A 26,921-nucleotide genomic window follows, 5' to 3' on the forward strand; every position below is an offset into this window, starting at 1 on the left:
GGGGCGTTCCGCCCCCCAGCCCCCCCGGAGAGTATTTTTACCAAGAAGAAGAGGCGCCGGGTGCTGCGAAATCGAAACCTTGTCGGATGGCTGCAAGCGGCCCCGCTGGCGACCGTGCTGTTGGGGTTTCTCGTGGCCCCGATCCTCATGATCGTGATCGTCAGCTTCTGGGGCGCGACCGAGTATTCGATCTATCCGGCCTTTCAATTCGATAATTACCAGTTCCTCTTCAGCTCGCCCGTGACCTACACGGTGTTTTTCAACACGCTCAAATATGCCGTGATTACCTGGGCCTTCACCCTCGTCATCGGCTTTACCGTGGCGTATTTTCTGGCGTTCGAGGTGCGCAGCCTGAAATGGCAGATCGCGCTGTTCCTGCTCTGCACGATCCCGTTCTGGACGTCGAACATCATTCGCATGATCAGCTGGATTCCGTTTCTTGGCCGCAACGGGATCGCGAATTCGACGCTGATCAGCTGGGGCGTCATCGATGAGCCGCTGGAATGGCTGCTGTTCTCCGACTTTTCGGTGATCCTTGCCTTCGTGCATCTCTACACGCTGTTCATGGTGGTGCCGATTTTCAACTCGATGATGCGGATCGACCGGTCGTTGATCGAAGCGGCGCGCGATTGCGGTGCCAATGGCGTTCAGACCCTCTGGAACGTGATCGTACCGCTGTGCAAGCCGGGGATCATGATCGGCACGATCTTTGTCACAACGCTGGTGATGGGGGATTTCATCACCGTGCGGTTCATGTCCGGCTCGCAGCGCGCCAATGTCGGGCGTCTCATCTCGAACGATATCAGCCTGTTGCAATACCCCTCGGCCGCAGCGACAGCAGTGGTGCTGCTTTGCACGGTGCTGATCGTGATCGCTGTGCTGTTGCGGCTGGTCGATATCCGAAAGGAGTTGTGAGCATGGAACGCCGCAGCCGGAGTTTTTACCTGCTGGCCGTTTTCTTCGGGCTGTTCGTGCTGTTTCTCTACGGCCCGATCGTGACCATCGGCATCCTGAGTTTCCAGGGGCCGCAGGGTGGGCTGACCTTTCCGATGAACGGTGTCTCATTGCACTGGTTCCGGGATCTGTTCGAAGAACAGGCCGTCGGTGATATCTGGGGCAGTTTCCGCCGGTCATTCGCGCTCGGGCTGATGGTGATGGTGACGACGGTGGCGGTCTCGGTTCTGGCGGGGCTGGCGTTTCGCAAACGGTTTGCAGGCGCGACGCTATTGTTTTACCTGAGCATCGCCTCGCTGGTGATCCCGTCGATCCTGATCTCTCTCGGGGTCGGGCTGATCTTCAATCAACTGGGGTTCAAGGTGCATTGGGTCACCTCCGGTTTTGGCAGTCAGCTGACATGGACCCTGCCCTTTGGTCTGTTGATCATGTTCGCGGTGTTCAACCGGTTCGACAAGAGCTATGAGGAAGCCGCGCGCGATCAGGGGGCGACGCCGTGGCAGACCTTTGCGCATGTTGTCCTGCCGATCATCGCACCGTCGCTATTGGGGGTCGCGCTGTTCGGCTTCACGCTGAGCTATGATGAATTCGCCCGCACCCTGCTCACGGCGGGCAGCTACAACACCCTGCCGCTGGAAATCTTCGGCATGACCACCAATGTCACCACCCCGGTGATCTTTGCGCTCGGCACGCTGACGACGCTTTTCTCCTTGCTGATCATCGGAGCGTTTTTCCTGAGTGTCTGGCTCCTGTCTCGTCAAAAGGACCGAGGCTCGGACGCGGGCAAGGGCATGGTCTGAGCGATGCCGATCATCCTCATCAACCCCAACAGCACCGAGGCGATGACGCGTACCGCTCTCAAGGCGGCGCGTGACGTCAGCCGCCCGGCTGTGCAGGGCCCTCTAGATATGCAAGGCGCCGCCGGAGTTATCAAACCCGGCGGCGTTTGGGAGGGGCTTCGCCGCCTCTGGTCGGGTCAGTTATGGCCCGGCCAAAGCCCCTTGCGGACCTTATAGGTCCAGGGCAGGCCCGCATTGCGCCAGCCATTGACGGCGCGCACGCCGTCGTCGTTCTTGTCACCCTCGAACCCGTCGACGACGTTGTAGAGCGTGACATCGACACCGGCCTCGACAAGCTTGCCGATCGCCGCCGCGCTGCGCGAGCCAGAGCGGCACATGATCATCAACGTGTCGACACCAGAGGCCGCGTCGCTCGCCAGCCAGGCCTGCATTTCCTCCACGAAGGTCGGATTATCGACCATCATGTAGACGCCTTTCTTGGCGTTGAATTCAAGCTCCGGATCGACCAGCTTCGACGGAATGTTGGCGGCTGCGGGCGTCGGATAGCCGATCAGCATCGTCTCGGACGGGGTGCGCACGTCAATCAGCGCCACGTTGGCCTTATCCTCAAGGATACGGCCCGCCTCGGCGGCGGTGATATACAGGCCCGGTTCGGTCTGCTTGCTCTTGCTCAGGCTCTCGACGGCGACCGGCGCTTGAAGACTGAGCGTCTCGGCAAGGCCCGTTTGCGGCGCTATCGCCAGTGTCAGCGCCAAGAGCGCAGGGGTGGCGAAGCGAGTGAGATAGGTCATTGCGTTCCCTCCTGATATATACATTCCAAAATAGGAATATGATTATCGAGAGATACGCCTGCAACGCGCATCACACATTGACCTGTATCAAATGCGGATCAGAGGTTGCCGTCGCCGCCAAACCGCGCCGCATCGGCCGCCGCGCGCCGGATGGCGTTGGATTTATGCACCGTCTCCATGTATTCCGCCTCGGGGTCGCTGTCATGCACGACGCCGCCCCCGGCCTGAATATAGAGCGTCTCCCCCTTGACCACCGCCGTGCGCAGGGCGATGCACACGTCCATGTCGCCGCCGGCGCTGAAATAGCCGACACCGCCGCCATAGACACCGCGTTTCTCGGGCTCCAGCTCGTCGATGATCTCCATCGCGCGCACCTTGGGCGCGCCCGAGACGGTGCCCGCAGGCAGCCCCGCCAAGAGCGCCGAGAGCGCATCCTGATCCTCGGCCAACTCGCCCACCACGTTCGACACGATATGCATCACGTGGCTGTAGCGCTCGATAATGAACTCCTCGGTCGGGTGCACGGTGCCGATGCGGCTGACGCGACCCGCATCATTGCGCCCCAGATCGAGCAGCATGAGATGTTCGGCCAGTTCCTTCTGATCGCCCAGCAGATCGGCCTCGAGCGCGCGATCCTCCTCAGGCGTGGCGCCGCGCGGCCGGGTGCCCGCAATGGGGCGAATGGTGACCTGATTGCCGAACACCCGCACCAATATCTCGGGCGAGGCCCCAACCACCTGAAACCCGCCAAAATTGAAGTAGAACATGAACGGCGACGGATTGGTGCGGCGCAACGAGCGGTAAAGCGCGAAGGGCGGCTGCCGGAACGGCTGCGACCAGCGCTGCGACGGCACCACCTGAAAGATATCGCCCGCGCGGATATACTCCTTGGCTTTTTCGACCGCAGCCTTATAGCCATCGCGCGTAAAGTTCGACACCGGTGCTGCGTCCTCATGCGCCTCGCCCAGGTTGCGGCTCGATTGCGGCAGCGCGCGTTCCAGATCGCGCACCGCATCCATCACCCGCTCGGCGGCCTGCGCATAGGCGGCGCGGGCAGATTGGCCGCTGCTGACCCATGCGGGCGCGACCACGATCACCTCGCCCTTGACCCCGTCGAGCACCGCCACCACCGAGGGGCGCTGCATCACGGCATCGGGCAGGCCGAGCGTGTCGGTCGGCACATCGGGCAGATGCTCGACCAGCCGGATCATGTCATAGCCGAGATAGCCGAACAGCCCCGCGCTCGCCGCCGGGAGATCCTCGGGCAGGTCGATGCGGCTCTCTGCGATCAGCGCGCGCAGATTGCTCAGCGGATCGCCGTCCTGATCCTCATAAGCATCGCTGTCAAAGCGCGCGGCACGGTTGATGCGGCTCGTGTGCCCGTGACACTGCCAGATCAGATCGGGCTTCATGCCGATGATCGAATAGCGCCCGCGCACCTCGCCACCGGTGACCGACTCCAGCATGAAGGCATCGCGCGCCGCCCCCGTCAGCTTGAGCATCAAGGACACCGGCGTATCGAGGTCGGCGGCAAGCCGGGTATGCACCACCTGGTTTTCCCCCGCCTCATAGGCGCGGGCGAACTCGTCAAAGGAAGGGGTCAGTTCCACGCGGCGCAGTCCTCAGTTGAAGTTAGCATGCACGGCGTTGAGCGCCGACTGATCAAGCTCGACCCCGGCCCGCGCGCGAATATCATTGGCGAGGATCTGAAACAGATCCTGCCCCAGATCGGAAGCGGCCTGATCCTGAAGTGCGGTGCGCAGGCGAGCGAGATCCTCATCCTCGGGGTCATTGGCTGGCGGTTGGATTTCATCCAGCCGAACAACAAAAATCCGACCTTCCCCCTCGAGAAGCGTCACCTCGCCCTCTTCCATGCCAAATACGGTCTCGATGAATTCCGCAGGAGCCTCGGGGCGGTAGTCACGGCGTGTCATCCCGGTGACCTCGGTCGCCTCCAGCCCCAGATCGTCAAAGCTCGCTCCGGCGCGCAACTCCACGAGCTGCGGCTCGATCTGCGTCTTGAGCGCCCCGACCGTTGCCTCGGCGCGCCATCCGCGCAGGACCCGCTCGCGCACATCTTCGAGCGGTTGAATGCGCGGCTCCTCGATCCCGTCGAGACGCAACGCGAAGAGACCGCCATCCTGCAACTGCTCGACCGCCGGATAATCGTCCTGAGTGACGTCTGCCGCAGCGGACCGGAAGGCATCATACCCAGCAATGCCCTTTGTCACGCCGCTATGCCAATTCACACTGCCCAATTCCAAGTCGGTCTCACGCGCAACATCTTCAAGCGTGGCACCACCCGCCAAAAGATCGTCGACCGCTTCGATCTTGCCCTCGACCACCCTGCGGGCCCGATCGGCCGCAAGCAGGTCGCGCAGCTGCGGCTCGGCCTCCTCGAAGGGGGTCACCTGTTCGGCGAGGACGGCATTCACACGAAAGAGCGCCGGACCCAGATCTGTATCGACCGGCCCGACAACCTCGCCCGTCTCGGCCGCGAAGACCGCCTCGGCCGCATTGCCCAGATCCTCACGGGTGACATCCCCTAGGTCCACATCGGCCATTTCCAATCCCCGCTCGGAGACCAGCATTTCGAGTGCGACACCCTCTTCGATACGTTCCAAGGCCCGCGTGGCCGACTGTGTATCTCCAAAAACCAGACGCTCGACCAGCCGACGTTCGGGCAAGTTGAACTCGGCCTCACGCTCTTCATACGCCGCGCGCAACGCGGCCTCATCGACCTCGACCGTATCAATGATCATCGCCGGGGTCAGCCAGGCATAGGTGATCTGTTTGGCCTCGGGGGTGGTGAACTGCGGCAGGTGGCTCTGATGATAGCTCTGCAAATCGGCCTCGGAGGGGACCGGCAGGCCCGATTGGAGCGCGCGCCTATCCAGCACGGCAAAGGCGAGGCTACGCTCTTCGGCCAGGTAAGTCATCATCCTGTTCATGTACGTCTCAGGGGCCTGAAGGCCGGAGAGCGCCGCGGCCTGGATCAGGGTGCTGGCTGTCTCGGCACGGATATTGTCCTCGAACTCGGCCTCATTGAGACCGGCCTGCTGCAAGGCGAACGCATAAGATTCGCGATCGAAGCTGCCGTCGAGACCCTGAAATGCAGGGATTTCGAGGATCTGATCGCGCAGGTTTTCGTCACCGATGGAAAGACCCAGACGCGCCGCCTCATGCTCGAGCGCCGCGCGCGACACCAGCCTTGACAACACGTCGCGGTCCACCCCGGCGGCGCGCGCCTCGGCCAGGCTGATACTCTCACCGCGCTCGGCCTCAAGCGCACGGATTTCATTCTGCAAGGCGCGGGCATAGGTGTTGACGTCGATCTCGGCCTCACCGACCTGCCCGACGCTTTGCACGGTGCCGGAAAGGTTGGTCGCACCAAACCCACCCAGGCCCACGATCAAGAGGCCCATCAGGACCCACATTGCGCCTTTGGAAATGCCTTTACCCACGAATATGGCCCCCTGTCGATATGTGGCTGATGCCTGTCTGGCAGACTGTCTACGCGGTGTCGCCGGACGGGACAAGGGGCGAGCGGAGCGTTGCAAGACGATCGAACAGGGTATCAATGCCTGCCCGGTCGAGATTGGCAAATGCCACACGCAGTTCCCGCGCGCCCGCAGCATCCTCTTCGGGGCGGAACATTGTTCCGGGCAAGAGCAGAATGCCTGCGTCTTTTACCAGATGCTGTGCAAGACGGTCCGATGCCATCGCAAAAGGATGGGACAGATAGGCAAAATACGCCCCGCATCCCAAGAGCTGCCACCCCTGCCCGGTCAGCTTGGGCATGTTGTCATGAATGGCGGCACGCCGGTCAAGGATCTCGGCACGCTCGCCAGCGAGCCACTGCGCGAGGTTGCGCATGCCCCACAGCGCGGCAATCTGGCCAAGCTGGTTGGGGCAGATCGTCACCGTATCGAGAAACTTTTCCACCTCGGCCAGTCGCGCGGCGCTGGTGACCATGGCGCCGACGCGATGACCGGTCAGCCGGTATGCCTTGGAAAACGAGTAGAGTTGGACCAGCGTTGCATCCCAGCCGGGATCTTCAAACAGGTCATGCCCCGCGCCGGAACGGGCATCGAAATCTCGATAGGTCTCATCGACGATCAAGGCGAGACCATGCTCTTGCGCCAAACGATAAAAGGCGCGCGTCAGCTCGACCGGGTATTCCAAACCGCCCGGATTGTTGGGCGTGACCAGCACGATCGCGCGAGTGCGCGGCGTTATCAGCGACGCGGCCTGCTCGGGGTCGGGCAAGAGATCACGCCCCGCCGGAAGCGGCACCGCCTGCACGCCCGACATGTCGAGCCACATTTTATGATTGAAATACCAAGGCGTTGGCAGGATAACTTCATCTTTATCACCACACAGGCTTGCGATGGCTGCGCAGAACGCCTGATTGCATCCCGACGTAATCGCGACCTGCGCAGGAGCAACTGCGCCACCATAGGCGGCCGACCATTGCCTGGCCACCTCTTCGCGCAGCTCGGGCAGGCCCAAAACGGGGCCGTAGAGATGCGCCTGCGGCACATTGATCGCCGCCTCGGCCAAGGCACGGCACAGCGCCTCGGGCGGCGGTGCAACCGGTGCGGCCTGACTGACATTTATGAGCGGGCGTTCAGGCGGGAAACTGATGCCCTCGAGCCAGCGCCGCGCCTCCATCACGGGCGGGCTGAACGTACCAGCGGTTCGACCATGCGCCATCATATCAGACGCCCCTGTAGGGTTCGACATATTGCAGTGCCATGTCCCACGGGAAAAATATCCAGGTGTCCTGGCTTACTTCGGTGATGAATGTATTCACCTGCTCGCGGCCCATCGGCTTGGCGTAGACCGTGGCGACATGCGCCTGGGGCAGATGGTTTCGGACAACTTCGAGTGTGCGCCCCGTATCCACAAGATCATCCACGATAAGCACGCCTGCGCCATCGCCCATGATGTCCATATCTGGGGATTTGATCACCACCGGCTCGCTCTGGGTCTGGTGATTGTAGGATTTGACGCTGATCGTATCGACGGTGCGAATATCAAGCTCTCGGGCCACGATCATCGCAGGGGCCATTCCGCCGCGAGTGATCGCCACGACAGCACGCCATCCGCCCTCAGGCGCCTCGCCCTGAAGCCGCCATGCCAGCGCGCGCGCATCGCGGTGGAGTTGGTCCCAACTGACATGGAAGCCTTTTTCATGGGGGAGACGGTCGGTCATTTTTTCACCTGCTCAACAAGAGTTTCAACCCAAGTGCCCCCATCAACAGGGCAGCCGCGCGATCAATCCACGGCTTTGCGCCAAGATAGGCGCGACGGGCGGCGGCCCCGCTGAGCAGCGTGGCGAACCCTGCATAAAAGATCCATTCGACCACCATGTGATTGACGGTGATCATCGCTATTTCCAGTGCCGTCAGCCCTGTGGGAAAAACGACAACCAAAACGGATGCCGCGAACAACACCGATTTCGGATTGCCCAGGTTGATCAAAACGCCGTCTAAAAAGGCGCGCCCACGCGGCTTTTGCACGGTATCAGCCAACGGGGCATGCGCAGTACGCCAGGTGCTCCAGGCAAGGTAAAGCAGGTAGCCGGCCCCCGCGACCTTGAGAGCGACGTAGGCCCATGGAAAGACCGCAAAGACTGCCTCCAGCCCCAAAAGCGCGGCAAGCGTCCAGCCAGCAGCGATGAGGCCGAGCCCGATACCTGCCGCGATCCCCGCGCCACGCCCATCCGCAAGCGCGGTGCGCAACGCGAAAACAAGCGCCGGGCCGGGGCTGAGAATCGCCACCATGAGAACCGCGTTGAAAGCCAGAAGATCGAGCGCAGTCACGGGACGGCCTCAGGTCGCGTCGATATCGGGGGCATCGACAGCCTTCATGCCGACGACATGATAGCCAGCGTCCACGTGCAGATTCTCACCTGTGACGCCCGAGCCAAGATCAGACAAAAGATAGAGTGCGGACCCGCCAACGTCGTCGATCGTCACGTTGCGGCGAAGCGGCGAATTGAGTTCGTTCCATTTCAGGATATAGCGGAAATCGCCGATACCGCTTGCGGCCAACGTGCGGATCGGCCCGGCGCTGATTGCGTTTACGCGGATACCGTCCTTGCCCAGATCCTCGGCCATATATTTCACCGATGCCTCCAGCGCCGCTTTGGCCACGCCCATTACATTGTAATGCGGCATGACCTGCTCGGCCCCGTAATAGGTGAGCGTCAGCGCGGAACCGCCCGCATTCATCATCTTTTCAGCGCGCTGCATGACGGCGGTGAAGGAATAGACCGATATATCCATCGTCATCAGGAAATTGTCGCGGCTTGTGTCCACGTAGCGGCCACGCAACTCGCTCTTGTCCGAATAGCCGATGGCATGCACGATGAAATCGAGATTGTCCCAATGCTCTCCCAATTGGGTGAACAACTGGTCGATCGAAGACATATCGGCCACGTCGCAGGGCAGCACGATGTCAGAGCCAAGCTGCTGCGCCAGCGGGTCAACCCGCTTTTTCAGCGCCTCGCCCTGATAACTGAACGCCAGTTCTGCACCCGCCTCAGCGCATGCGCGTGCAATTCCCCACGCGATGGACTTGTCATTGGCGAGGCCCATGATCAACCCGCGCTTTCCCGTCATCAGAGTGTTCGACATTCCCGGCCCCCGCCACAGCGATTTTTTTGACCTTTAGGCGATTGGGGGGATTGCATCAAGGGCTGGTCATGGACAGGTACATGCTGTCAAACTGATCTTGACGACCTATTTCTGCCGTATTGTGCAGAATTCGACAAACTGGGATACCCTAAACGCATGGAACGTGACGGAATTTTCGCGGGCGACGACCCTTTCGAAATCGCTCGTGACTGGCTCTCCGAAGCCGAGCAAACCGAACCCAACGATCCAAATGCCGTCGCGCTTGCGACGGTGGATGGAACCGGTATGCCCAATGTGCGGATGGTGTTGCTCAAGGAGATATCGTATAACGGTTTCATCTTCTACACGAATTACAACAGCGCCAAGGGACAGGAACTCGCGGGCAATCCCAAGGCGGCGATGGTACTGCATTGGAAATCGCTGCGCCGCCAGATCCGCATTCGCGGCACGGTGTCGAAGGAAGAGGGCGCGCGCGCCGACGAATATTACGCCTCGCGCTCGCTCAAGAGTCGGCTTGGGGCTTGGGCCTCGGATCAGTCCAAGCCGCTCGCGTCGCGTGCCACGTTGATGGCCAAAGTGGCGAAGATCACTGCGCAGAAAGGGCCAAATCCGCCCAGGCCATCCTTTTGGGGAGGTTTCAAAATTGCACCGCATGAGATTGAATTTTGGGCAGACGGTGCGTATCGGCTTCATGATCGCTTTGCCTGGCGCCGGAATTCCGCCGGGGAAAGCTGGAACATTCAACGCCTCAACCCCTGAATTTCACGTCACGTGAAATGCAAAACGTTGAAATTAATAGTAATTTTGAGCTTGCATGCCGGTAGTGATATGAAGCAAGTGTAAAGGCAGTCTTGGGGATGAAGGCTGTTAGGTAGGAAAAAGTGACGACAAAAGACGATGAGATTCGCAGAGTAAAAGGGCGCGTTAAATGGTTCGACCCGGTTAAAGGGTTCGGTTTTGTTATCGCTGATGAAGGCGGTCCTGATATATTGCTGCACGCCAATGTGCTTCGCAACTTCGGTCAAAGTTCCGTTGCGGACCGGGCCGGAGTGGAGCTGGATATTCAGCAAACGGAGCGTGGCCGGCAGGCCGTGACCGTTCACGCGATCAATCCGCCCGATGACATAGAGCATGCGGGGCTGGCCGATCTGGACGAGATCGACCCGGAGGTGATCCGCAGTGCGCCGCTGGAGCCTGCCCGAGTCAAGTGGTTCGACAAAGGCAAAGGGTTTGGATTTGCCAACACCTTCGGCCGCGAAGAAGATGTCTTCGTGCATGTCGAGGTATTGCGCCGGTCCGGTCTGGCCGATGTCCAACCCGGAGAAGCTCTGGCCATCCGGGTGATTGATGGTAAAAGGGGGCGTATGGCAACCGAGGTGTGTGGATGGGAAACGGCGGTAAAATCTTCAGAGTGATCTGCGCGGCCTTGTTTGGCGTAGTCGCGGGTGCGGCATCGGCGGAAATGTGCCGCGACGATGTGGCAATGCTCCGAAGTGATGCGGGCACGGCGCGGTTTCGTGTCGAGGTTGCCGACGACAAGGCTGAACGCGCCCAAGGCTTGATGAACCGTGAAACTCTCTCGATGAGTGCCGGGATGCTGTTTATCTATCCAGAGCCGCAGCGTGTCGGCTTTTGGATGAAGAACACGCTCATCCCACTCGACATGATCTTTCTGGACGAGACAGGCACGGTGAAGAAAGTGCACCACGAAGCACAACCGCTGGACGAGACGCCGATCATGGGCGGCAGTGGCATCCTCGCTGTGCTCGAAATCAATGGTGGATTGTCGCGCAAGATCGGTATTTCCGAGGGCTGGATGATGCGGCATCCCGCGATCGACCAGTCCAAAGCGGCCTGGACCTGCGCGGACAGTCAATAAAGCACCGGCAGACCGGTTTTTGGCTTTTCAAGCCGATCATTCGTGAGTATGGAGACGCACGGTCCGGGGCGTAGCGCAGTCTGGTAGCGCACCTGTTTTGGGTACAGGGGGTCGTGAGTTCGAATCTCGCCGCCCCGACCATTTTTCACACAACATGTAGATGTCAGTCTCCTCTTTTAACACAAGAGGCGAGGCACCAAAGGACCCGCGCTTTCGCGTCGGCCTTGTGCATAACTCGGCCACGGGTTCAAGTAATCTGCAAGCTTTGCCACCTAAGTAGGCAACTCTAAACGGGTTCTCAATTCTTGCTCGACGCAGGCCGGCGCCCGGGCGGCTGTGGATGAATCATCCCCATCAGGGCACCTTTGCAGCGCGGCTGATAGTCAAATCTTTTTTATCGAAAAAGAGCTAAATTTTCCGTTGACCAGACGGGGCAATATACGCCAGATTGTGTGCACAGGCGCTAAGACCACAATATATAGTGATCCGCCTTGGCAGGGACACGTTACCCAACTTCGACATAGCCGGACAACCGGGCGCGTATCAGGCCGCACATCAGGGATGCGGCCCGGATGAGGACGTGCCTTGGAAGAGCTGGCGACCACTCACACCGGGCCGAATGGCCCAATACCATTTGTTATGGGGCAGCAACGATGAAGATCGAAAGAAAATTCACCACCGACGGACAAGACGCCTACGCGGCGCTGGAGTTTGTGAGCACGAGCTCAGAGATCCGCAATCCGGATGGCACCACGGTCTTCAAACTTGACGAGATCGAAGTTCCCGCTGGCTGGAGCCAGGTGGCGAGCGACGTGATCGCGCAGAAATATTTCCGCAAGGCGGGCGTGCCCAACAGGTTGGAGAAGGTCGCCGAGGACGGCGTGCCGGAGTTCCTGTGGCGCGCAAAGCCTGCCAAGGACAATGACGGCTTCGGCGGTGAGACCTCGGCCAAGCAGGTCTTTGACCGGCTGGCGGGTGCGTGGTGCTACTGGGGCTGGAAGGGCGGCTACTTCACCAACGACTCCGACGCCCGCGCCTATTTCGACGAGATGCGCTACATGCTGGCCCGCCAGATGGCCGCCCCGAATTCGCCGCAGTGGTTCAACACCGGCCTGCATTGGGCCTATGGCATCGACGGCCCCGGCCAGGGCCACTACTACGTCGATTTCGAGACCGGCGAGCTGACCAAATCCGCCTCCGCCTACGAGCATCCGCAGCCGCATGCCTGCTTCATCCAGTCGGTCAAGGACGATCTGGTTGGCGATGGCGGCATCATGGATCTCTGGGTGCGCGAGGCCAGGCTCTTCAAATACGGCTCCGGCACCGGCACCAATTTCAGCAGCCTGCGCGCCGCCAACGAACCGCTCTCGGGCGGCGGCAAATCCTCGGGCCTCATGGGCTTTCTCAAGATCGGCGACCGCGCGGCGGGCGCGATCAAGTCGGGCGGCACCACGCGCCGCGCTGCCAAGATGGTGATCTGCGACGCCGACCACCCCGATATCCAGGAATTCATCAACTGGAAGGTCAAGGAAGAGCAGAAGGTCGCCAGCATCGTCGCCGGATCGAAAATGCACGAGCTGAAACTCAACGAGATCTTCGCCGCGATCCGCGCCTGGGATGGCAGCACCGAGGATGCGGTCGACCCCAAGACCAACGCGCAGCTGAAAGCCGCCATTCGCGGCGCGAAACAGGTGCAGATCCCCGAGACCTACGTCAAGCGCGTGCTCGATTATGCCAAGCAGGGCTATGACAGCATCGAATTCCCGACCTACGACACCGATTGGGATTCCGAGGCCTATGCAAGCGTCTCCGGCCAGAACTCCAACAACTCGATCCGCGTCACCGACGCCTTTCTCAAGGCGGTCGAGAATGACGAGGATTGGGCGCTGATCAACCGCACCGACGGCTCGGTCTCCAGGACCATCAAGGCGCGCGACCTGTGGGAGGATGTGGGCCACGCGGCCTGGGCCTGCGCCGATCCGGGCATTCAGTATCACGACACCGTCAACGCCTGGCATACCTGCCCCGAGGATGGCGAGATCCGCGGCTCCAACCCGTGCTCGGAATACATGTTCCTCGACGACACCGCCTGCAACCTCGCCTCGATGAACCTGCTCAAGTTCTATGTCGATGGGCAGTTCGACGCCGAAGCCTACATGCACGCCACCCGGCTCTGGACGGTGACGCTGGAAATCTCGGTGACGATGGCGCAATTCCCGTCGAAAGAGATCGCGCAGCGCAGCTATGACTTCCGCACGCTTGGCCTCGGCTATGCCAATATCGGCGGCCTCTTGATGAACATGGGCTACGGCTATGACAGCGATGAGGGCCGCGCGCTCTGCGGTGCATTGACCGCGATCATGACCGGCGTCTCCTATGCCACAAGCGCCGAAATGGCGGGCGAGTTGGGGGCCTTCGCGGGCTACAAGAAAAACGCAGGCCACATGCTGCGCGTGATCCGCAACCACCGCAACGCCGCCTATGGCGCAACCGAAGGCTATGAGGCGCTCGCCGTCAAACCGGTGCCGCTCGACCACAAGAGCTGCCCCGATGCGCGGCTGATCGATATGGCGATGGCATCCTGGGACGAGGCGCTGAAACTCGGTGAAAAACACGGCTATCGCAATGCGCAGACATCGGTGATCGCGCCCACCGGCACGATCGGTCTGGTGATGGATTGCGACACCACCGGGATCGAGCCCGATTTCGCGCTGGTGAAGTTCAAGAAACTGGCCGGTGGCGGCTATTTCAAGATCATCAACCAGTCGGTGCCCGCCGCGCTTGAAAAGCTGGGCTACGGCTCGGCGCAGATCGAGGAAATCATCGGCCACGCCGTGGGTCACGGCACCATCGGCAATGCGCCCGGAATTAACCACACCTCGCTCGTCGGCCACGGCTTTGGCGAGGCGGAACTGGCCAAGGTCGATGCGGCGCTCGGTTCGGCCTTCGATATCCGTTTCGTCTTTAACCAGTGGACGCTCGGCGCGGAATTCTGCACGCAGGTGTTGGGCATTCCCAACGACAAGCTGAACGACCCGACCTTCGACCTGCTCGCGCATCTGGGCTACTCTAGGCGCGATATCGACGCCGCCAACGATCACGTCTGCGGGACCATGACGCTGGAGGGCGCGCCGCACCTCAAGGAAGAGCACTATCATGTGTTCGACTGCGCCAATCCCTGCGGCAAGACCGGCAAGCGGTACCTGGGCGTGCAAAGCCACATCACCATGATGGCAGCGGCGCAGTCGTTCATCTCGGGGGCGATCTCCAAGACGATCAACATGCCCAACGACGCCACCATCGAGGATTGCCAGAAAGCCTATGAGCTGTCGTGGTCCCTCGGCGTCAAGGCCAACGCGCTCTACCGCGACGGCTCCAAGCTCAGCCAGCCGCTGGCATCGGCGCTGGTCGAGGATGACGACGACGCCGCCGAAATCCTCGAACAGGGCAGCGCACAGGAGAAGGCCGCCGTTCTGGCTGAGAAGATCGTCGAGAAGGTGGTGATCAAGGAAATCGTCCGCTCCAACCGCGAGAAGATGCCCGAGCGCCGCAAGGGCTATACCCAAAAGGCCATCGTCGGCGGGCACAAGGTGTACTTGCGCACCGGCGAATACGAGGACGGTCAGCTTGGCGAGATCTTCATCGACATGCACAAGGAAGGGGCGGGCTTCCGCGCGATGATGAACAACTTCGCCATCGCCGTCAGCGTCGGCCTGCAATACGGCGTGCCGCTTGAGGAATTCGTCGATGCCTTCACCTTCACCAAGTTCGAGCCGGCCGGCATGGTGCAGGGCAATGACAGCATCAAGAATGCGACCTCGATCCTCGACTATATCTTCCGCGAGCTGGCGGTGAGCTATCTCGACCGGACCGATCTGGCACATGTCAAACCCTCGGGCGCATCGTTTGACGATCTGGGACGTGGCGAAGAGGAAGGCGTGAGCAATATCAAGGAGATGTCGACTGAGTCTGCCTCACGCTCGCTGGAGGTGCTCAAGCAGATCAGCTCTACCGGTTATCTGCGCAAGCGTCTGCCGCAAGAGTTGGTCGTCTTTCAGGGCGGGCAAGCCACCGCGCGCAGTCTGGATGCCGAAGCCGCGCTTCAGGCCCTTGTGCCTGAAACGGTCAAGACCAGCGTCACATCCGTGTCGGCGAGTTCTACCTCGATGTCGATGGATGCCCGCACCAAGGCGAGGATGCAGGGCTATGAGGGCGAAGCCTGCGGCGAATGCGGCAACTACACGCTTGTGCGCAACGGCACCTGCATGAAATGCAACACCTGCGGCTCGACGAGCGGGTGTAGCTGACAAGGTTCAGGGGCGGGTGCGCTCGCCCCGGACGCGGATCGGAGACAGGCGACAACCACAATCGGGCGGTGACTCAATAGCCCGATCCGCGAACCTGAGGGGGCCATCGTGCCCCCTCTTTTTCTTTCAGGCTCATGACGCGGTTTCAGCGGTCCTGCCAACCTATGACCAATTGCCGCGTTTTTCGGTGTTTTCGCGGTTTCCGGACCATCGAGGCGATTTTCGCATCGAAACGCTGCGTTTTACGCTTTATGAGATCAGCGTATCGATCAACAGATCACCTTTTTGCAAGAACGGACCCCTCAATGACGGCATATGAACGCGGCAAGGAGACCTTTCCGGGCAAAATGCTGATCCGGCACAGGGCGGACACCGGATGTTCGACAGAACAGAGCGGGGCATGGCATGGTATTGACAGTTCGCGCCACGAGCATAATGAATCATCACTCAGTGATCCTGGCCAGGCGAAGTTGCAAATGAAGTCGATGCTATAATGAAGCACAAAAGTAAAGTTCTGGGCACCGCTTTGCAACACGCCCTAAGGTCGGCCCGAAAGCGCACTCGGCGCAGTCTGGTCAGGCTCAGGCTCAAGCTGACCAGGGCGGATGACGAGACGCGCATGCAAGCCGAGCGGATGCTGCGCGGTCGCGAGCGATACGAAATGTTACGCGAGGCGGATGCGGTTATCGTTTCGCATCCCAAATGCGGGCGCACATGGCTTCGGGTGATGATCTCGCGTCTCTATCAGCAGCTCTATGACCTGCCCGAGGATGTGATCATCGAATTCGACAACTTTCACCAAATGGATCCCCGCATCCCGCGCGTTTTCTTCACACATGACGATTTCATACGCAATTATTCCGGCAATCTCGACACCAAGGCCGATTTCTACGACAAAAAGGTGATCCTGCTGGTGCGTGATCCGCGCGACGTGGCGGTTTCGCAGTTCTTTCACTGGCGTTTCCGAAAAAAGCCGTGGAAAAAGGCCATGAATAGAGAGCTGCCCCATGGGAGCGAGGTCTCGTTATTCGATTTCGTGCAGCGGGAGTGCGGCGAGCTTCCACGCGTTATAGGTTTCATGAACGGCTGGGCGCGCGAGCGCGAGAACGTACGCGACCTTATCATGGCGCGCTACGAGGAGATGCGCAGCGATCCCCACGCGGCTTTGGCAGAGATCGCCGGGTTTCTTGATATCCCTGCCGATGAGGCCCGGATTGCCGAGGCAGTGGCTTATGCGTCCTATGAGAAAATGAAACAGAAAGAGGCTGAACAGGGGTTCAAAACAAGCGGCACTCGCCTCAAACCCGGTGATCCGGACAACCCCGACAGCTTCAAGGTGCGTCGTGCGAAGGTAGGGGGCTATCGTGACTATTTCACGGACGAGCAAATCGAGGTAATCGATGCTTTTGTGGATGATACGCTCGATCCGATATTAGGTTACGGCACAACGGCATCCGAGGGAGAATCAGATGGTGAAGCGGATGGCGTGATCCGGACTGCCCCTTTCACGGCATGAGCGATCATTCCCTCACATACCGGCCTGAAATCGACGGTCTGCGCGCGGTCGCGATCCTTCCGGTGGTGCTCTACCATGCAGGGATTGGGCTGTTTTCCGGCGGTTTTGTCGGGGTTGACGTTTTCTTTGTCATTTCCGGCTACCTTATCACCTCGATCATCCTTGGTGAGTGCAAGGACGGCCAGTTCACATTGACCGGCTTTTACGGTCGCCGCATCCGCCGCATATTTCCGGCGCTTTTCGTGATGATGGCCGTAATCTATCCGATCGCATGGGCCCTGCTCGATCCGCCGTCGATGAAGGAATTTGCCGGCAGTGTCCTTGCCTCGACAGTGTTTCTGGCGAATGAGTACTTTCTGGATGTCAGCGGATATTTCGCCAACGCCGCAGAGCTGACACCACTCTTGCACAACTGGAGCCTTTCGGTCGAGGAACAGTTTTATCTGATCTTTCCGATGGCGGTGTTGCTTAGCTGGCGGCTGGGGCCCAAAGGTCAGGCAATGCTGTTTTTTGCCGTGGCCCTTGTCAGCATGGCATTTGCACAGTGGTATATCGACAGAGGCGAAGCCCCCAAGGCATTCTTCCATTTGCACACACGGCTCTGGGAGCTGATGGCAGGTGCCCTGACAGCCTATTGGATGATGAGCGCACGCGGGGCTGCCATGCGCGAAGGTGGACGTATGCGCCATGCCGCGCTGGCCGGTCCCGTGATGATCCTCATCGCGGTCTTTACCTATGACAACAGCACGCCGTTCCCCGGCCTTGCGGCCCTCCTGCCCTGTCTGGGGGCGGTGCTGGTCATCGCGTTTGCCAACTCCTCAAGTCTTGCAGGTCAAATTCTCGGCTGGCGGCCAATGGTCTTTATCGGCTTGGTCAGCTACTCGCTCTATTTGTGGCATGTACCGCTCTTGGCCTTCACCCGAATTGGCACCGGCAGCGACAATTCGGCTCTTTTGTTCGGTGTTTGCCTGCTGTCCTTCGCGATTGCCTGTCTCAGTTGGCGTTTTGTCGAACGCCCATTCCGGCGCGTGTCTGCTCTGCCGCCGCGACGGTTATTCGGCGCGGCAGCATTGTGCATGGTGATCCTCGGGGGCAGCGGATTGGCGGGCATGCAAACCGACGGGTTTCGCGCCTTTTACCTTGACTATCGCTTGGATCCCGTGACCCGCGCCAACTACAAGAGGCTGAACCCCTCCGCGACAAGATCCCGCACCGCAGATGACGGCTGCCGATTCAGAGACGAAGTCCTAAGCGATGATTTTGCTGCCAAGTTCGAAAGCTGCGTCCAAACTCATGGAAAAGCGGTGTTCCTGCTGGGCGATTCCCATGCAAGGAACATCTACAACGCCCTTCGCAGCGGCGACTGGCCGCCGTTTTTGGTCGGATTGACGCGCGGTGGGTGCCGCCCCTACGAATTCAAGGCCAAATGTTCTTACGATGCTGTGGTACCCTTTCTGGAAGAGCGCCGCGGATCAATCTCGCGAGTGATCTTTCACGTCTCGGGATCGCATTACATCCTCGATCACCGTAATGAAGGCGACAGCAACGCCGCCTTCGAGCGCGGCACACAGACGCGTATTTCCGAGAGGAATATCGAAAAAACCGCGCAGTACCTTGCCACATTTCACGACTCACTGGATATCGTGTGGCTCGGCCCCTTCGCCGAGGCGCGCGTCAACCTAGACAACCCGAAAAACTACAATCCGGGTGTTTTGCGGTTCAATCCCGTCGCTCTTGATCGATTCGCCAGCCTGGAGCGGATATTGAAATCACACGCTGCAGGCCAATCTGCGTTTCGTTATGTTTCCCTCTCTGATGCTTTGGCTTTTGACCGTGACTCGCTAGTGAAAGGTGACTGTCTGACATTCTGGGACGTCGATCATTTCAGCCCCTGCGGCGAGCGTTTGTTCGGTCCGACAATCGTCGATGCCTTGCGGCGAGACACGACGACCTCCGGCGCGCAAGAACGATTTTGATGTGGCAATCGTCGTACAGAATGAGTATTGGACCCGACGACCAATCACGAACCGAACGGAAATCGTGAGAACCGAACAGAAGGCTCATGCCCATGCATGACACAGGCAGCTCGACCATTCAAAGATGGATCATGTTATCCTTTTCGTTGCTCAATAGAGGCAAGACTGCCGACAGGAAAGCCGGACCTTTCCAAGTCTTGAGCCGCAAATGAAGAATGCATTCCGTTTTCTGCGTGCCTCGCTTCCGGCGGCGAGCAAGGTTGCCTGGAAAAAAGCGAGCCGACAGCTTCTAAAGCTCAAGCTTGATCTGACCGGCGCGGATGCGGTAGAGCGCATCCGCGCCGAGCGCTATCAGCGGGGACGTGAGCAATATGCCAGTCTGCAAAAGGCCGACGCCGTGGTGGTGTCCTTCGGCAAGAGCGGGCGCACCTGGCTGCGCGTGATGGTCTCGCGCCTCTATCAGCAGGTCTATGATCTGCCCGAGGATACTCTGATCGGTTTCGACAATTTCCACAACATGGATGGCCGTGTGCCGCGGCTGTTCTTTACTCATGACAACTATATCGGAGACTATACCGGCCATACCGACAGCAAGGTCGATTTCTACGACAAGAAGGTGCTGCTGATGGTGCGCGATCCGCGCGATGTCGCGGTCTCGCAGTTCTTCCAGTGGAAATTTCGCATGCCCGCCGAGAAAAAGGCCCTGAACGACTATCTGCCCGATGGCGATGACAGTTCGGTCTTTGACTTCGTGATGCACGATGGCGGCGGCCTGCCCAAGGTCATCGACTTCATGAACATCTGGGCTCGCGAGCGTGACAACCTGCGCGCGCTGTCGGTGATCCGCTACGAGGACATGCGCGCCAGCCCGCATGAGACCCTGACGCAGGTCGCCAAATTCCTCGACATCCCCGCCGACGCCGCCCGTATACAAGAGGCGGTGGATTACGCCTCCTTCGAGAACATGAAGAAAAAAGAGGCCGACAGCAGTTTCCGCATGAGCGGCGCGCGCGTGGCCCCCGGCGACAAGAGCAATCCCGACAGCTACAAGACCCGCCGCGCCAAGGTGGGCGGTTTCCGCGATTACTTTGAAGACGACCAGATTGAGTCCATCAACGCGCTTGTGGCCAAGACCCTCGACCCCGTGTATCGCTATGACACGGACACCAAAGCCGACAGCAAGGCAGAGTGAGCCCAAAGCAGACACCGCCCGACCGGGCCAGCAGCCCGCGAGGCCGATGTGAGCGAAGAACAGACAACGCCCAGCATCTGGCGGGTTCTGGGCGACAAGAAGGGCGATAACAGCCAGGTCGACGTGATCGCCGAGGCGCTGGAGCGGACGCACGGCTGGCCGTCGGAACTGCGCCATCTGGAAATGCTGCCGAAATACGTCAAGGGCAAGCCGCACGTCGCGCCCACCCTGCACCATATCGACCGCGCGCGCAGCGATCCGCTGGAGCCGCCCTGGCCCGACCTGATCCTCACGCGCGGGCGCCGCCCCTCCAATGTCGCGCTCTGGATCAAACGGCAATCGGGCGGGCGCACGCGGATCGTGCTTCTGGGCAAGCCCGCGGGCTGGCTCTCGCATTACATGTCGCATTTCGACCTGATCATCACCAGTTCCGAAACGCTGCCCCCGCCCTTCGACAACGTCATGCAGATTGATCTGCCGCTGATGCAGATCAGCCCGGAACGGCTTGCCGACGGGCGGTCAGAATGGCAGGACAAACTGGGCACCCTGCCCCGCCCCTTGGTCACATTCCTGATCGGCGGACCGACCAGCCCCTATGTCTACAATGCCGAGGCCGAGACCCGCCTGCGCGCGCGCATCGCGCAGGTTCTGGCCGAGGGCGGCACGCCCTACCTCGTCGGCTCACGGCGCACGCCGCCCGGGTTTCTGGATCGCCTGCAAGCGGGATTTCCCGACACCCTGCGCGTGTTCGACTGGGCCCGCCCCGAGGGCGACAACCCCTATACCGGCCTTCTGGCCCTCGGCGACCGGTTCGTGGTGACCGGCGACAGCATCTCGATGCAGGTCGAGGTGGCGCGCCTTGGCAAGCCGCTCGAAATCCTGCCGCTTCCCTTCGGCTGGCTGGGGCGTCTCGACGATGCGCGGCGGCGGCTCGCGGCGTGGATGTTCCAGCCCGCCCGCAACGATCGCCCCAATGAGGCCGCCCGCCTTGCCATGGCGCGCGGGCTCTATCATCTCAGGCTGATGCAGCAGACCCGGCATTTCCCGCGTTTCCACCAGATCCTGATCGATCGTGGTCTGGCCAGTTGGGCCGGGGACGCCGAGGCGGACACCCCCAACGATCATCCGATCCCGACGGCCAGCGCGGATGACGTGACCCGCATCCTGGGTCGGATCGACCTGCTCTTGCGCGGGGTGTGACATGACCCATCCCAGCATCTGCGTCATCAGCAACCCGACCAGCGGCAACAACCGCAAATGGCAGGCCCGGATCGAGGCGCGGCTCGCCAGCTACGCCCATGTCCGCCACCATGTCACCCGCTCCCCGCAAGAGGCCGAGGCGCTGGTGCCGGAACTGGCGGCGATGCAGCCCGACGTGGTGGTTATCAATGGCGGCGATGGCACCATCGCCGCAGCACTTGGCATGATCCTCGATCACTGGGCCCCCGATCGCCTGCCATTGATCATCGTGTTGCCCGGCGGCACCGCCAACATGACGGCGGGCGATATCGGGACCGCGTCCTCGCATCGCCGCGCGCTCAAGCGGTTCTTTGCCTGGCTCGACCGGGGCGCACCGCTCAACGGCGATATCCGCGAGCGTCACATCATGCGGGTCGACGGGGCCGCCGATGGTCAGGTGCGCTATGGCATGTTCATGGGCACCGGGGCGATCATGCAGGCCACCAAGTTTGCCCATAGCGAGGTGCATTCGCGCGGGCTTGGCGGCGAAATCAGCCTCGGGATGATCCTGATCCGCTCGGTCTGGGGGCTGATCCGGCAGGACCCGAAATTCTACCAGCCGACCCATGTGCGCATGCAGATGACGGGCGCGGGCGGCGCGCAGGTCAGCCGCGACGAAGCACCGATGCTGATCCTCGTGGCCAGCACGCTCGAACGGCTGTTTCTCGGCATCCGACCCTTCTGGGCCAGGGAAAAGGCCCCCATCGGCCTCACCACGATCCGTGGCGGCGCCGCGCGCTTCGCCCGCGCCTTCCCGTCGGTGCTGCGCGGGCGCCCGAACCGCCATGTGACGTCCGACAACGGCTACGAGAGCTTTCGCGCCGGGCAGATCGCGCTCCGCTTCGAGGGGGAACTGAACCTCGACGGCGAACTCTTCGCCACCTCCGGCCCCGATGCCCCGCTCACGATCACCGCCGAGGGGCCATTGCGCTTTCTGCGTCCGCGCTAGGGCGCGACGCTTGTTTGCCAGCCCGCCCCGGGCCTATAGAAGGCAGGTGATTTCTCGATGCAAGGCACGCACACCCCATGACTGGCCCGCAGACACCGGCAGAGTATCCCACCCCGGACGGTCCTGACCCAGAGACCTCCGCCCCCCTGCGCGTGTTGGTGACGGCGCTGCAAGAGCGCTTCGGCGACGGGCTCCAGGCGGTCATCCTCTACGGCTCCTGCCTGCGCAGCACCGACCTTCTGGATGGGCTCGTTGATTTCTACGTGCTGGTTGAAAACACACCGCAGGCCGAGCCGCGGCTGTGGTTGCGCCTTGGCGGGCGTATTCTGCCGCCCAATGTCTATTACCTCGAAGCCCCTCTGGACGGCGAGACCGTGCGCTGCAAATACGCGGTGCTGAGTCTCACGCAATTCGAACGCGGCACCGGCCCGGGCTGGTTTCACTCCTATCTCTGGGGGCGCTTCGCCCAACCCGTGAAGCCTGTCTGGTGCGACAGCCCCGCCACCCGCGCCCGGCTGGACGCGGCCTTTCTGCGCGCGGGCGAAACCCTGCTGCGCCGCGCCATCCCGGCGCTTCCGCCCGAGGGACGGCTGTCGGATCTGTGGCAAGGGGCCCTGGCCCTCAGCTATGCCACGGAACTGCGCGCCGAACGTCAGGGCCGCGCCGCCGAACTCGCCGGGCACGGGCAGGCCTTCTTCGAGGCACTTACCCGGAGCCTGCTGCCGCGTCTGGACGGGCTGCTGCGGATCGATGACCGCGACGGCACGCTCATCTATCACAGCCATGCCACATCCCGCGCGCGCCGCGCCGCGCCCCTGCTCTGGGCTCTACGACGGGTGCAGGGCAAGGCGCTCTCGGTGGCTCGGCTGATCAAGGGACTGTTCACTTTCGAGGGCGGGCTCGATTACCTCGCCTGGAAACTGTCCCGCCATTCCGGCCAGGAGGTGGTGATCCCCGACAAGGTGCGCCGCCGCCCGCTGATCCATATCTGGGGCTTCATGCGCCATCTTTACGGGCGTGGCGTGTTCCGCTGACTCGCCACGCCACGCAAGATTCCGCGCACAAACTGAAACACAATGACAGTTTCACGACATTTTGCGGCTTTTGCGTGATCCAGATCAAAACAGTCAGGTGTTCAATTGTGTTTCTGATGCATGGCGTCTAACGGAATTCTCCTGTATAGAGCGGCGCAGAAAAATCAAAATCGAGGTTGCGGATCCACATCATGAAACACGCCGTATTCATCCAGTCTAACCACAAGCAGATCGTCGGCGCGATTGCCGCCGAACACGCGCTGCGCCGCTATTCGGACAACAATGACAAGTTCGAGGTGCAGATCGTCAACAGCCGGGATTACCCGTTCTTCATGGCCCGCGAAGGTCAGGAATACATGCGCGACGGGGTCAAGCGGGTTTGGCTGAACGAAGACCTGCAATCCTTCACCCCCACCCGCTTTATGCCGCCCGAGTTGATGGGCTATGAGGGGCGTGCCGTGGTCATCGACCCCGACGTTTTCGCCTGTGCCGATATCTGGGACTTGCTGAACCGGGATATGAAGGGCAATGCGATCATGGCGCGCATGCGCTCGGGCACCAAGGGCCTGATCGACAAGGCCTATGCCAGCTCCGTGATGCTTCTGGATTGCGCGCAACTGACCCATTGGAAGGTCGAAGAGCAGTTCAACGACATGTTCGACGGTGACCACGATTACTCGCGCTGGATCGGTCTGCGCAACGAAGACCCCAGCAAGATCGAATTCATCGAGAACGAGTGGAACGATTTCGACAAGTTCACCACCGACACCAAGATGCTGCACACCACCCGCCGCAAGACCCAGCCGTGGAAAACCGGCCTGCCGGTGGATTGGCGTCCGGCCGAAAAGTTCCGCCTGTTCCCGCCAGCGGCCTGGGTGCTGCGCATGCGCCGCAAGATCTTTGGCGAATACGGTCTGATGGGCAACTATAAGGTTCATCCCGACAAGAACCAGGAGAATTTCTTTTGGGGTCTGGTCAAGGAATGTGTCGAGGAAGGCAAGATTTCCGAAGAATTCCTGCGCAAGGAAATGGAAGAAAACCACGTGCGTCACGATGCGCTCGCGATTATTGAGAATGTGCCCGACCTGCCTGCAGGTACCGCTCATCCGCTGAGCACCGGCAACCTGGCCAAAGCCGCCTGATCAAATTTCGGCGCCGCTCAGGTTGGCGCCGAAGCAAACAGCGCGCGAATTCTCTCGCTGGCTTGATGCGCTCCGACCAACGGGTCGGAGCGCATTTTTTCTGTCCAGCCCTCGCCGTCGGCAATCAGACCAGGTGCCTCGTTAAGCCAGCGGGCTTGCCCGCCCTGCACCAAATTGTCCTGGATACGCGAGATGTCCCGCCGCATCCGCACCGGTGCCAGGCGCATGGCCAGCGCATGGCTCAGCGGCTTGTGCCGGAAATTATGGGCGTGGCCCCACCAGCTGCCCGGTGCATCACCGGGATCGAAGATATAAAGCGGCCGCCCCAGGCTTGCCGCTTCGGCCATCATCGACATGCTTTCGCCGGTGACGACAAACCGATCCGCAAGGCCCAGAAAGGCGGGATATGGGTTCTCTTGCACATTCGCCCCCGCGCGCTCATGCCACCAATAGGTTTGCGCGGGCACGTGGAGCGCGTCGCAAAACGCCTGCGCCACCGCGCGGGACGTGCGCGGGCTGCCGGTGACAAGGGCGCTGCCGCCGGTCTGCCACACCAGCCGGTTGACGCCTTCGGCCAGATGCCGTCCCTTTTGCGGGGTAAAGACGAACGGCCCGCTATCCCCCCCGATGAGAACTGTGGTGAACGGGCGCGGCAGCTGCGCGAGCGCGGGAGCCGCCCGCTCCGCCGCCGCGTCCACACGCCCGCGGGTGAACCGGTGCATCGGCAGCGGATTGACCAGGATGTTGGGCGCAGGCTCAAGGAAATACTGCGGCGTGCTGACAATCAGATCGTAGCAATCAGGCGGGGCCCATGGGCGCCCGACATGCACCAGCCGCACGCCGCCGCCCGCCTGCCGCCTGATCCAGCGCGCGACCGGCTCGTTGCGACGCCCGGCACTGATCACGAGGTCCGGCCAGGGCGGCACCAGGGGGCTCGATGCCTGCCGGTCGATCCCCATCGGCGTCGGCCCCAACAGCAGATGCGGCAGCAATTCCCAACTGCGCGCGAGGATGCGTTTTTCCTCGAACGGCCAGCCCAATGTCTCGGCCAGCGCCAACACCTGTGTGTTGTCGCCCGCCTTGCGCCCCAGCAGGCACCAGACCTTTGCCGGTTTTGCCGTCCCGTCCTTGTCCAAAGTCTCTCTCGTTTTCGCTGCCCTGCGGATCATGCCCGCCATCCTGCCCTGTTGCGCGGTGAATGCCACAGATTTCCGCCTGCATGCGGCCCGCACAAAATTACCCATACAAACCCGGAGCGATACCCTCTAAGAGCGGGAGACGAAACCCTGACCCAAGACCAGATTGCCCGCCCATGTTCAACATATCCTATCGCGAGGCATCGGCTGTCGCCTCGCGCCACCTGATCCTCACCGCCCTGTTCTTTCTGCCCAAGGCCAAAAAGATCGCGTTGGAGCGTCGCCTGCGCGGCAAACAGGAATATGCCTACCTGCAAGAGGCCGACTGGGCGCTGGTGTCATGGGGCAAGAGCGGGCGCACTTGGTTCCGGGTGATGCTGTCACGGTTCTACCAACTGCATTTCGGTCTCGACACCGACTACATGCTGGAATTCGACAACTTCCACGATCTGAACCCGAAGGCCCCCAAAGTACTGTTCAGCCATAATAATTACATTCGCGACTATCTTGGCGCGTGGGACAACCTGGATTATTACCGGGGATGCAAACTGGTCCTGCTGGTGCGCGACCCGCGCGACGTGGCGGTCTCGCAGTATTTCCAGTGGCGCTATCGCATGCGCCCGCGCAAGAAGGCCCTGAACGCCTATCCGGCCCATGGAACGGATGTCGACATCTTCGATTTCGTCTGCAATCCCGATTGCGGCATTCCCCGGATCGTCGAGGCATTCAACACCTGGGCCCGCTCGATGCCGGCCTTGGGCGAGGACGTGTTGCTTGTCCGCTACGAGGATCTGCGTAGCGACCCTGCGGAAGTTTTGCGACAGGTCGTGGCCTTTACCGGGACCGAAGGCAGCCCCGAGCATATCGAGGCTGCCCGCGACTATGCCGATTACGAGAACATGAAAAAACGCGAGGCCAAGAAGGATGGCATGCGCGGCAGCGGGCAGCGGGTCAAACCCGGCGACGCGGCGAACCCCGATTCCTTCAAGGTCCGTCGCGGCAAGGTCGGCGGCTACCGCGACTATTTCACGCCTGAGCAGATTCAGGTCGTCGATGCGATGGTCAATGACGCGCTGGACCCGTCCTTTGGTTACAACGCCTCCTGACACGAGCGGTCAGGGGCCGGCGCGGCCGCATTTGTTTGCGATGTTGGCCTGTAGCGGACGTTAGAGTTCAGCACCAATGCGCGGAATCAAGGTGCCGCAGGCACCGCCGCGCAGCGCCCGACCGCCCCATCGGGCGGGCGCTTTTGCAACGTTTCAAGCCATTGAAAACGCGGGAGTGCTTGGCTGGCATAAAGTGCGATCCACAGAGGTTGCTGCGCCCACCCGGCGGTCAGGCACCGCGCGGCTTGTCTCGTTA

General features: G+C 61.1%; 22 protein-coding genes and 1 tRNA gene. 15 read left to right on the plus strand and 8 right to left on the minus strand.

Annotation, left to right across the window (positions count from 1 at the left end; genetic code table 11):
• Window positions 1-60 precede the first annotated feature (60 nt).
• A complete protein-coding gene (locus tag Q0X85_RS15290) occupies window positions 61-915 on the plus strand; it encodes an ABC transporter permease (protein ID WP_297773370.1) in 855 nt (284 codons plus the stop codon).
• Between the two features lie 2 nt (window positions 916-917).
• Complete coding sequence (locus tag Q0X85_RS15295; protein ID WP_297773320.1) at window positions 918-1,754, plus strand: ABC transporter permease; 837 nt, start codon at window positions 918-920, stop codon at window positions 1,752-1,754.
• A gap of 176 nt (window positions 1,755-1,930) precedes the next feature.
• On the opposite strand, the gene Q0X85_RS15300 is transcribed toward Q0X85_RS15295, so the two are convergent.
• The 7 genes from Q0X85_RS15300 to fabI form a co-directional block, all read right to left on the minus strand.
• A complete protein-coding gene (locus tag Q0X85_RS15300) occupies window positions 1,931-2,545 on the minus strand; it encodes a sulfurtransferase (RefSeq protein ID WP_297773322.1) in 615 nt (204 codons plus the stop codon).
• A gap of 98 nt (window positions 2,546-2,643) precedes the next feature.
• Window positions 2,644-4,155, minus strand: coding sequence for an anthranilate synthase component I (gene trpE / locus Q0X85_RS15305; RefSeq protein ID WP_297773324.1), 1,512 nt, complete (start codon window positions 4,153-4,155; stop codon window positions 2,644-2,646).
• Between the two features lie 12 nt (window positions 4,156-4,167).
• A complete protein-coding gene (locus Q0X85_RS15310; protein ID WP_297773373.1) occupies window positions 4,168-5,982 on the minus strand; it encodes a peptidyl-prolyl cis-trans isomerase in 1,815 nt (604 codons plus the stop codon).
• A gap of 76 nt (window positions 5,983-6,058) precedes the next feature.
• Entirely contained in the window at window positions 6,059-7,291 is a 1,233-nt protein-coding gene (locus tag Q0X85_RS15315) for an aminotransferase (RefSeq protein WP_297773327.1), read from the minus strand.
• Complete coding sequence (gene gpt / locus Q0X85_RS15320; RefSeq protein ID WP_297773330.1) at window positions 7,266-7,763, minus strand: xanthine phosphoribosyltransferase; 498 nt, start codon at window positions 7,761-7,763, stop codon at window positions 7,266-7,268. The genes Q0X85_RS15315 and gpt overlap by 26 nt, the downstream gene beginning before the upstream one ends.
• 4 nt (window positions 7,764-7,767) lie before the next feature.
• Window positions 7,768-8,373, minus strand: a complete 606-nt coding sequence (locus tag Q0X85_RS15325) for a LysE family translocator (RefSeq protein ID WP_297773333.1) — start codon at window positions 8,371-8,373, stop codon at window positions 7,768-7,770.
• 9 nt (window positions 8,374-8,382) lie between these two features.
• The gene (fabI, locus tag Q0X85_RS15330; RefSeq protein ID WP_297773335.1) at window positions 8,383-9,189 is read right to left on the minus strand and encodes an enoyl-ACP reductase FabI; all 807 of its coding nucleotides are present in this window, start codon (window positions 9,187-9,189) and stop codon (window positions 8,383-8,385) included.
• Between the two features lie 156 nt (window positions 9,190-9,345).
• On the opposite strand from fabI, the gene pdxH reads away from it, so the two are divergent.
• The 12 genes from pdxH (at window position 9,346) to Q0X85_RS15390 (ending at window position 24,423) form a co-directional block, all read left to right on the plus strand.
• On the plus strand, window positions 9,346-9,948 hold the full coding sequence (gene pdxH, locus Q0X85_RS15335) for a pyridoxamine 5'-phosphate oxidase (protein ID WP_297773338.1): 603 nt from the start codon (window positions 9,346-9,348) through the stop codon (window positions 9,946-9,948).
• A gap of 122 nt (window positions 9,949-10,070) precedes the next feature.
• On the plus strand, window positions 10,071-10,604 hold the full coding sequence (locus Q0X85_RS15340; RefSeq protein WP_297773340.1) for a cold shock domain-containing protein: 534 nt from the start codon (window positions 10,071-10,073) through the stop codon (window positions 10,602-10,604).
• A gap of 47 nt (window positions 10,605-10,651) precedes the next feature.
• Window positions 10,652-11,068: a DUF192 domain-containing protein gene (locus Q0X85_RS15345; protein ID WP_297773376.1), complete on the plus strand. Its 417-nt coding sequence runs from the start codon at window positions 10,652-10,654 to the stop codon at window positions 11,066-11,068.
• Window positions 11,069-11,132: 64 nt separating this feature from the next.
• Window positions 11,133-11,209 (plus strand) — tRNA-Pro (locus tag Q0X85_RS15350).
• Window positions 11,210-11,721: 512 nt separating this feature from the next.
• Window positions 11,722-15,375, plus strand: coding sequence for a vitamin B12-dependent ribonucleotide reductase (locus tag Q0X85_RS15355; RefSeq protein WP_297773342.1), 3,654 nt, complete (start codon window positions 11,722-11,724; stop codon window positions 15,373-15,375).
• Window positions 15,376-15,868: 493 nt separating this feature from the next.
• Window positions 15,869-16,891, plus strand: coding sequence for a sulfotransferase domain-containing protein (locus tag Q0X85_RS15360; RefSeq protein ID WP_297773345.1), 1,023 nt, complete (start codon window positions 15,869-15,871; stop codon window positions 16,889-16,891).
• Window positions 16,888-18,867 (plus strand): acyltransferase family protein, encoded by a 1,980-nt coding sequence (locus Q0X85_RS15365; protein ID WP_297773348.1) that lies wholly within the window; start codon window positions 16,888-16,890, stop codon window positions 18,865-18,867. Before Q0X85_RS15360 ends, Q0X85_RS15365 begins: the two co-directional genes overlap by 4 nt.
• 208 nt (window positions 18,868-19,075) lie before the next feature.
• Window positions 19,076-20,059, plus strand: coding sequence for a sulfotransferase domain-containing protein (locus Q0X85_RS15370; RefSeq protein ID WP_297773350.1), 984 nt, complete (start codon window positions 19,076-19,078; stop codon window positions 20,057-20,059).
• 48 nt (window positions 20,060-20,107) lie between these two features.
• Window positions 20,108-21,259, plus strand: a complete 1,152-nt coding sequence (locus Q0X85_RS15375; RefSeq protein ID WP_297773353.1) for an ELM1/GtrOC1 family putative glycosyltransferase — start codon at window positions 20,108-20,110, stop codon at window positions 21,257-21,259.
• Window position 21,260: 1 nt separating this feature from the next.
• Window positions 21,261-22,247 (plus strand): diacylglycerol kinase family protein, encoded by a 987-nt coding sequence (locus Q0X85_RS15380; protein ID WP_297773356.1) that lies wholly within the window; start codon window positions 21,261-21,263, stop codon window positions 22,245-22,247.
• 77 nt (window positions 22,248-22,324) lie between these two features.
• Entirely contained in the window at window positions 22,325-23,281 is a 957-nt protein-coding gene (locus Q0X85_RS15385) for a hypothetical protein (RefSeq protein ID WP_297773358.1), read from the plus strand.
• A gap of 191 nt (window positions 23,282-23,472) precedes the next feature.
• Complete coding sequence (locus Q0X85_RS15390) at window positions 23,473-24,423, plus strand: hypothetical protein (RefSeq protein WP_297773361.1); 951 nt, start codon at window positions 23,473-23,475, stop codon at window positions 24,421-24,423.
• 17 nt (window positions 24,424-24,440) lie between these two features.
• On the opposite strand, the gene Q0X85_RS15395 is transcribed toward Q0X85_RS15390, so the two are convergent.
• The gene (locus Q0X85_RS15395; protein ID WP_297773363.1) at window positions 24,441-25,592 is read right to left on the minus strand and encodes an ELM1/GtrOC1 family putative glycosyltransferase; all 1,152 of its coding nucleotides are present in this window, start codon (window positions 25,590-25,592) and stop codon (window positions 24,441-24,443) included.
• Between the two features lie 143 nt (window positions 25,593-25,735).
• Here Q0X85_RS15395 and Q0X85_RS15400 point away from each other — a divergent pair, with 143 nt between their 5' ends.
• Entirely contained in the window at window positions 25,736-26,665 is a 930-nt protein-coding gene (locus tag Q0X85_RS15400; protein WP_297773366.1) for a sulfotransferase domain-containing protein, read from the plus strand.
• Window positions 26,666-26,921: the final 256 nt, after the last annotated feature.

Origin of the sequence: uncultured Roseovarius sp. (assembly GCF_947259555.1) — a bacterium.
Classification (GTDB): domain Bacteria; phylum Pseudomonadota; class Alphaproteobacteria; order Rhodobacterales; family Rhodobacteraceae; genus Roseovarius.

Bases quoted from the DNA above. Each gene is read 5' to 3' on its own strand.
- Q0X85_RS15295 (WP_297773320.1), top strand. From the start codon at position 918: ATGGAACGCCGCAGCCGGAGTTTTTACCTGCTGGCCGTTTTCTTCGGG.
- Q0X85_RS15300 (WP_297773322.1), bottom strand. From the start codon at position 2,545: ATGACCTATCTCACTCGCTTCGCCACCCCTGCGCTCTTGGCGCTGACA.
- Q0X85_RS15310 (WP_297773373.1), bottom strand. From the start codon at position 5,982: ATGTGGGTCCTGATGGGCCTCTTGATCGTGGGCCTGGGTGGGTTTGGT.
- Q0X85_RS15315 (WP_297773327.1), bottom strand. From the start codon at position 7,291: ATGTCGAACCCTACAGGGGCGTCTGATATGATGGCGCATGGTCGAACC.
- gpt (WP_297773330.1), bottom strand. From the start codon at position 7,763: ATGACCGACCGTCTCCCCCATGAAAAAGGCTTCCATGTCAGTTGGGAC.
- fabI (WP_297773335.1), bottom strand. From the start codon at position 9,189: ATGTCGAACACTCTGATGACGGGAAAGCGCGGGTTGATCATGGGCCTC.
- pdxH (WP_297773338.1), top strand. From the start codon at position 9,346: ATGGAACGTGACGGAATTTTCGCGGGCGACGACCCTTTCGAAATCGCT.
- Q0X85_RS15345 (WP_297773376.1), top strand. From the start codon at position 10,652: ATGTGCCGCGACGATGTGGCAATGCTCCGAAGTGATGCGGGCACGGCG.
- Q0X85_RS15355 (WP_297773342.1), top strand. From the start codon at position 11,722: ATGAAGATCGAAAGAAAATTCACCACCGACGGACAAGACGCCTACGCG.
- Q0X85_RS15360 (WP_297773345.1), top strand. From the start codon at position 15,869: ATGAAGCACAAAAGTAAAGTTCTGGGCACCGCTTTGCAACACGCCCTA.
- Q0X85_RS15365 (WP_297773348.1), top strand. From the start codon at position 16,888: ATGAGCGATCATTCCCTCACATACCGGCCTGAAATCGACGGTCTGCGC.
- Q0X85_RS15370 (WP_297773350.1), top strand. From the start codon at position 19,076: ATGAAGAATGCATTCCGTTTTCTGCGTGCCTCGCTTCCGGCGGCGAGC.
- Q0X85_RS15380 (WP_297773356.1), top strand. From the start codon at position 21,261: ATGACCCATCCCAGCATCTGCGTCATCAGCAACCCGACCAGCGGCAAC.
- Q0X85_RS15385 (WP_297773358.1), top strand. From the start codon at position 22,325: ATGACTGGCCCGCAGACACCGGCAGAGTATCCCACCCCGGACGGTCCT.
- Q0X85_RS15390 (WP_297773361.1), top strand. From the start codon at position 23,473: ATGAAACACGCCGTATTCATCCAGTCTAACCACAAGCAGATCGTCGGC.
- Q0X85_RS15395 (WP_297773363.1), bottom strand. From the start codon at position 25,592: ATGATCCGCAGGGCAGCGAAAACGAGAGAGACTTTGGACAAGGACGGG.
- Q0X85_RS15400 (WP_297773366.1), top strand. From the start codon at position 25,736: ATGTTCAACATATCCTATCGCGAGGCATCGGCTGTCGCCTCGCGCCAC.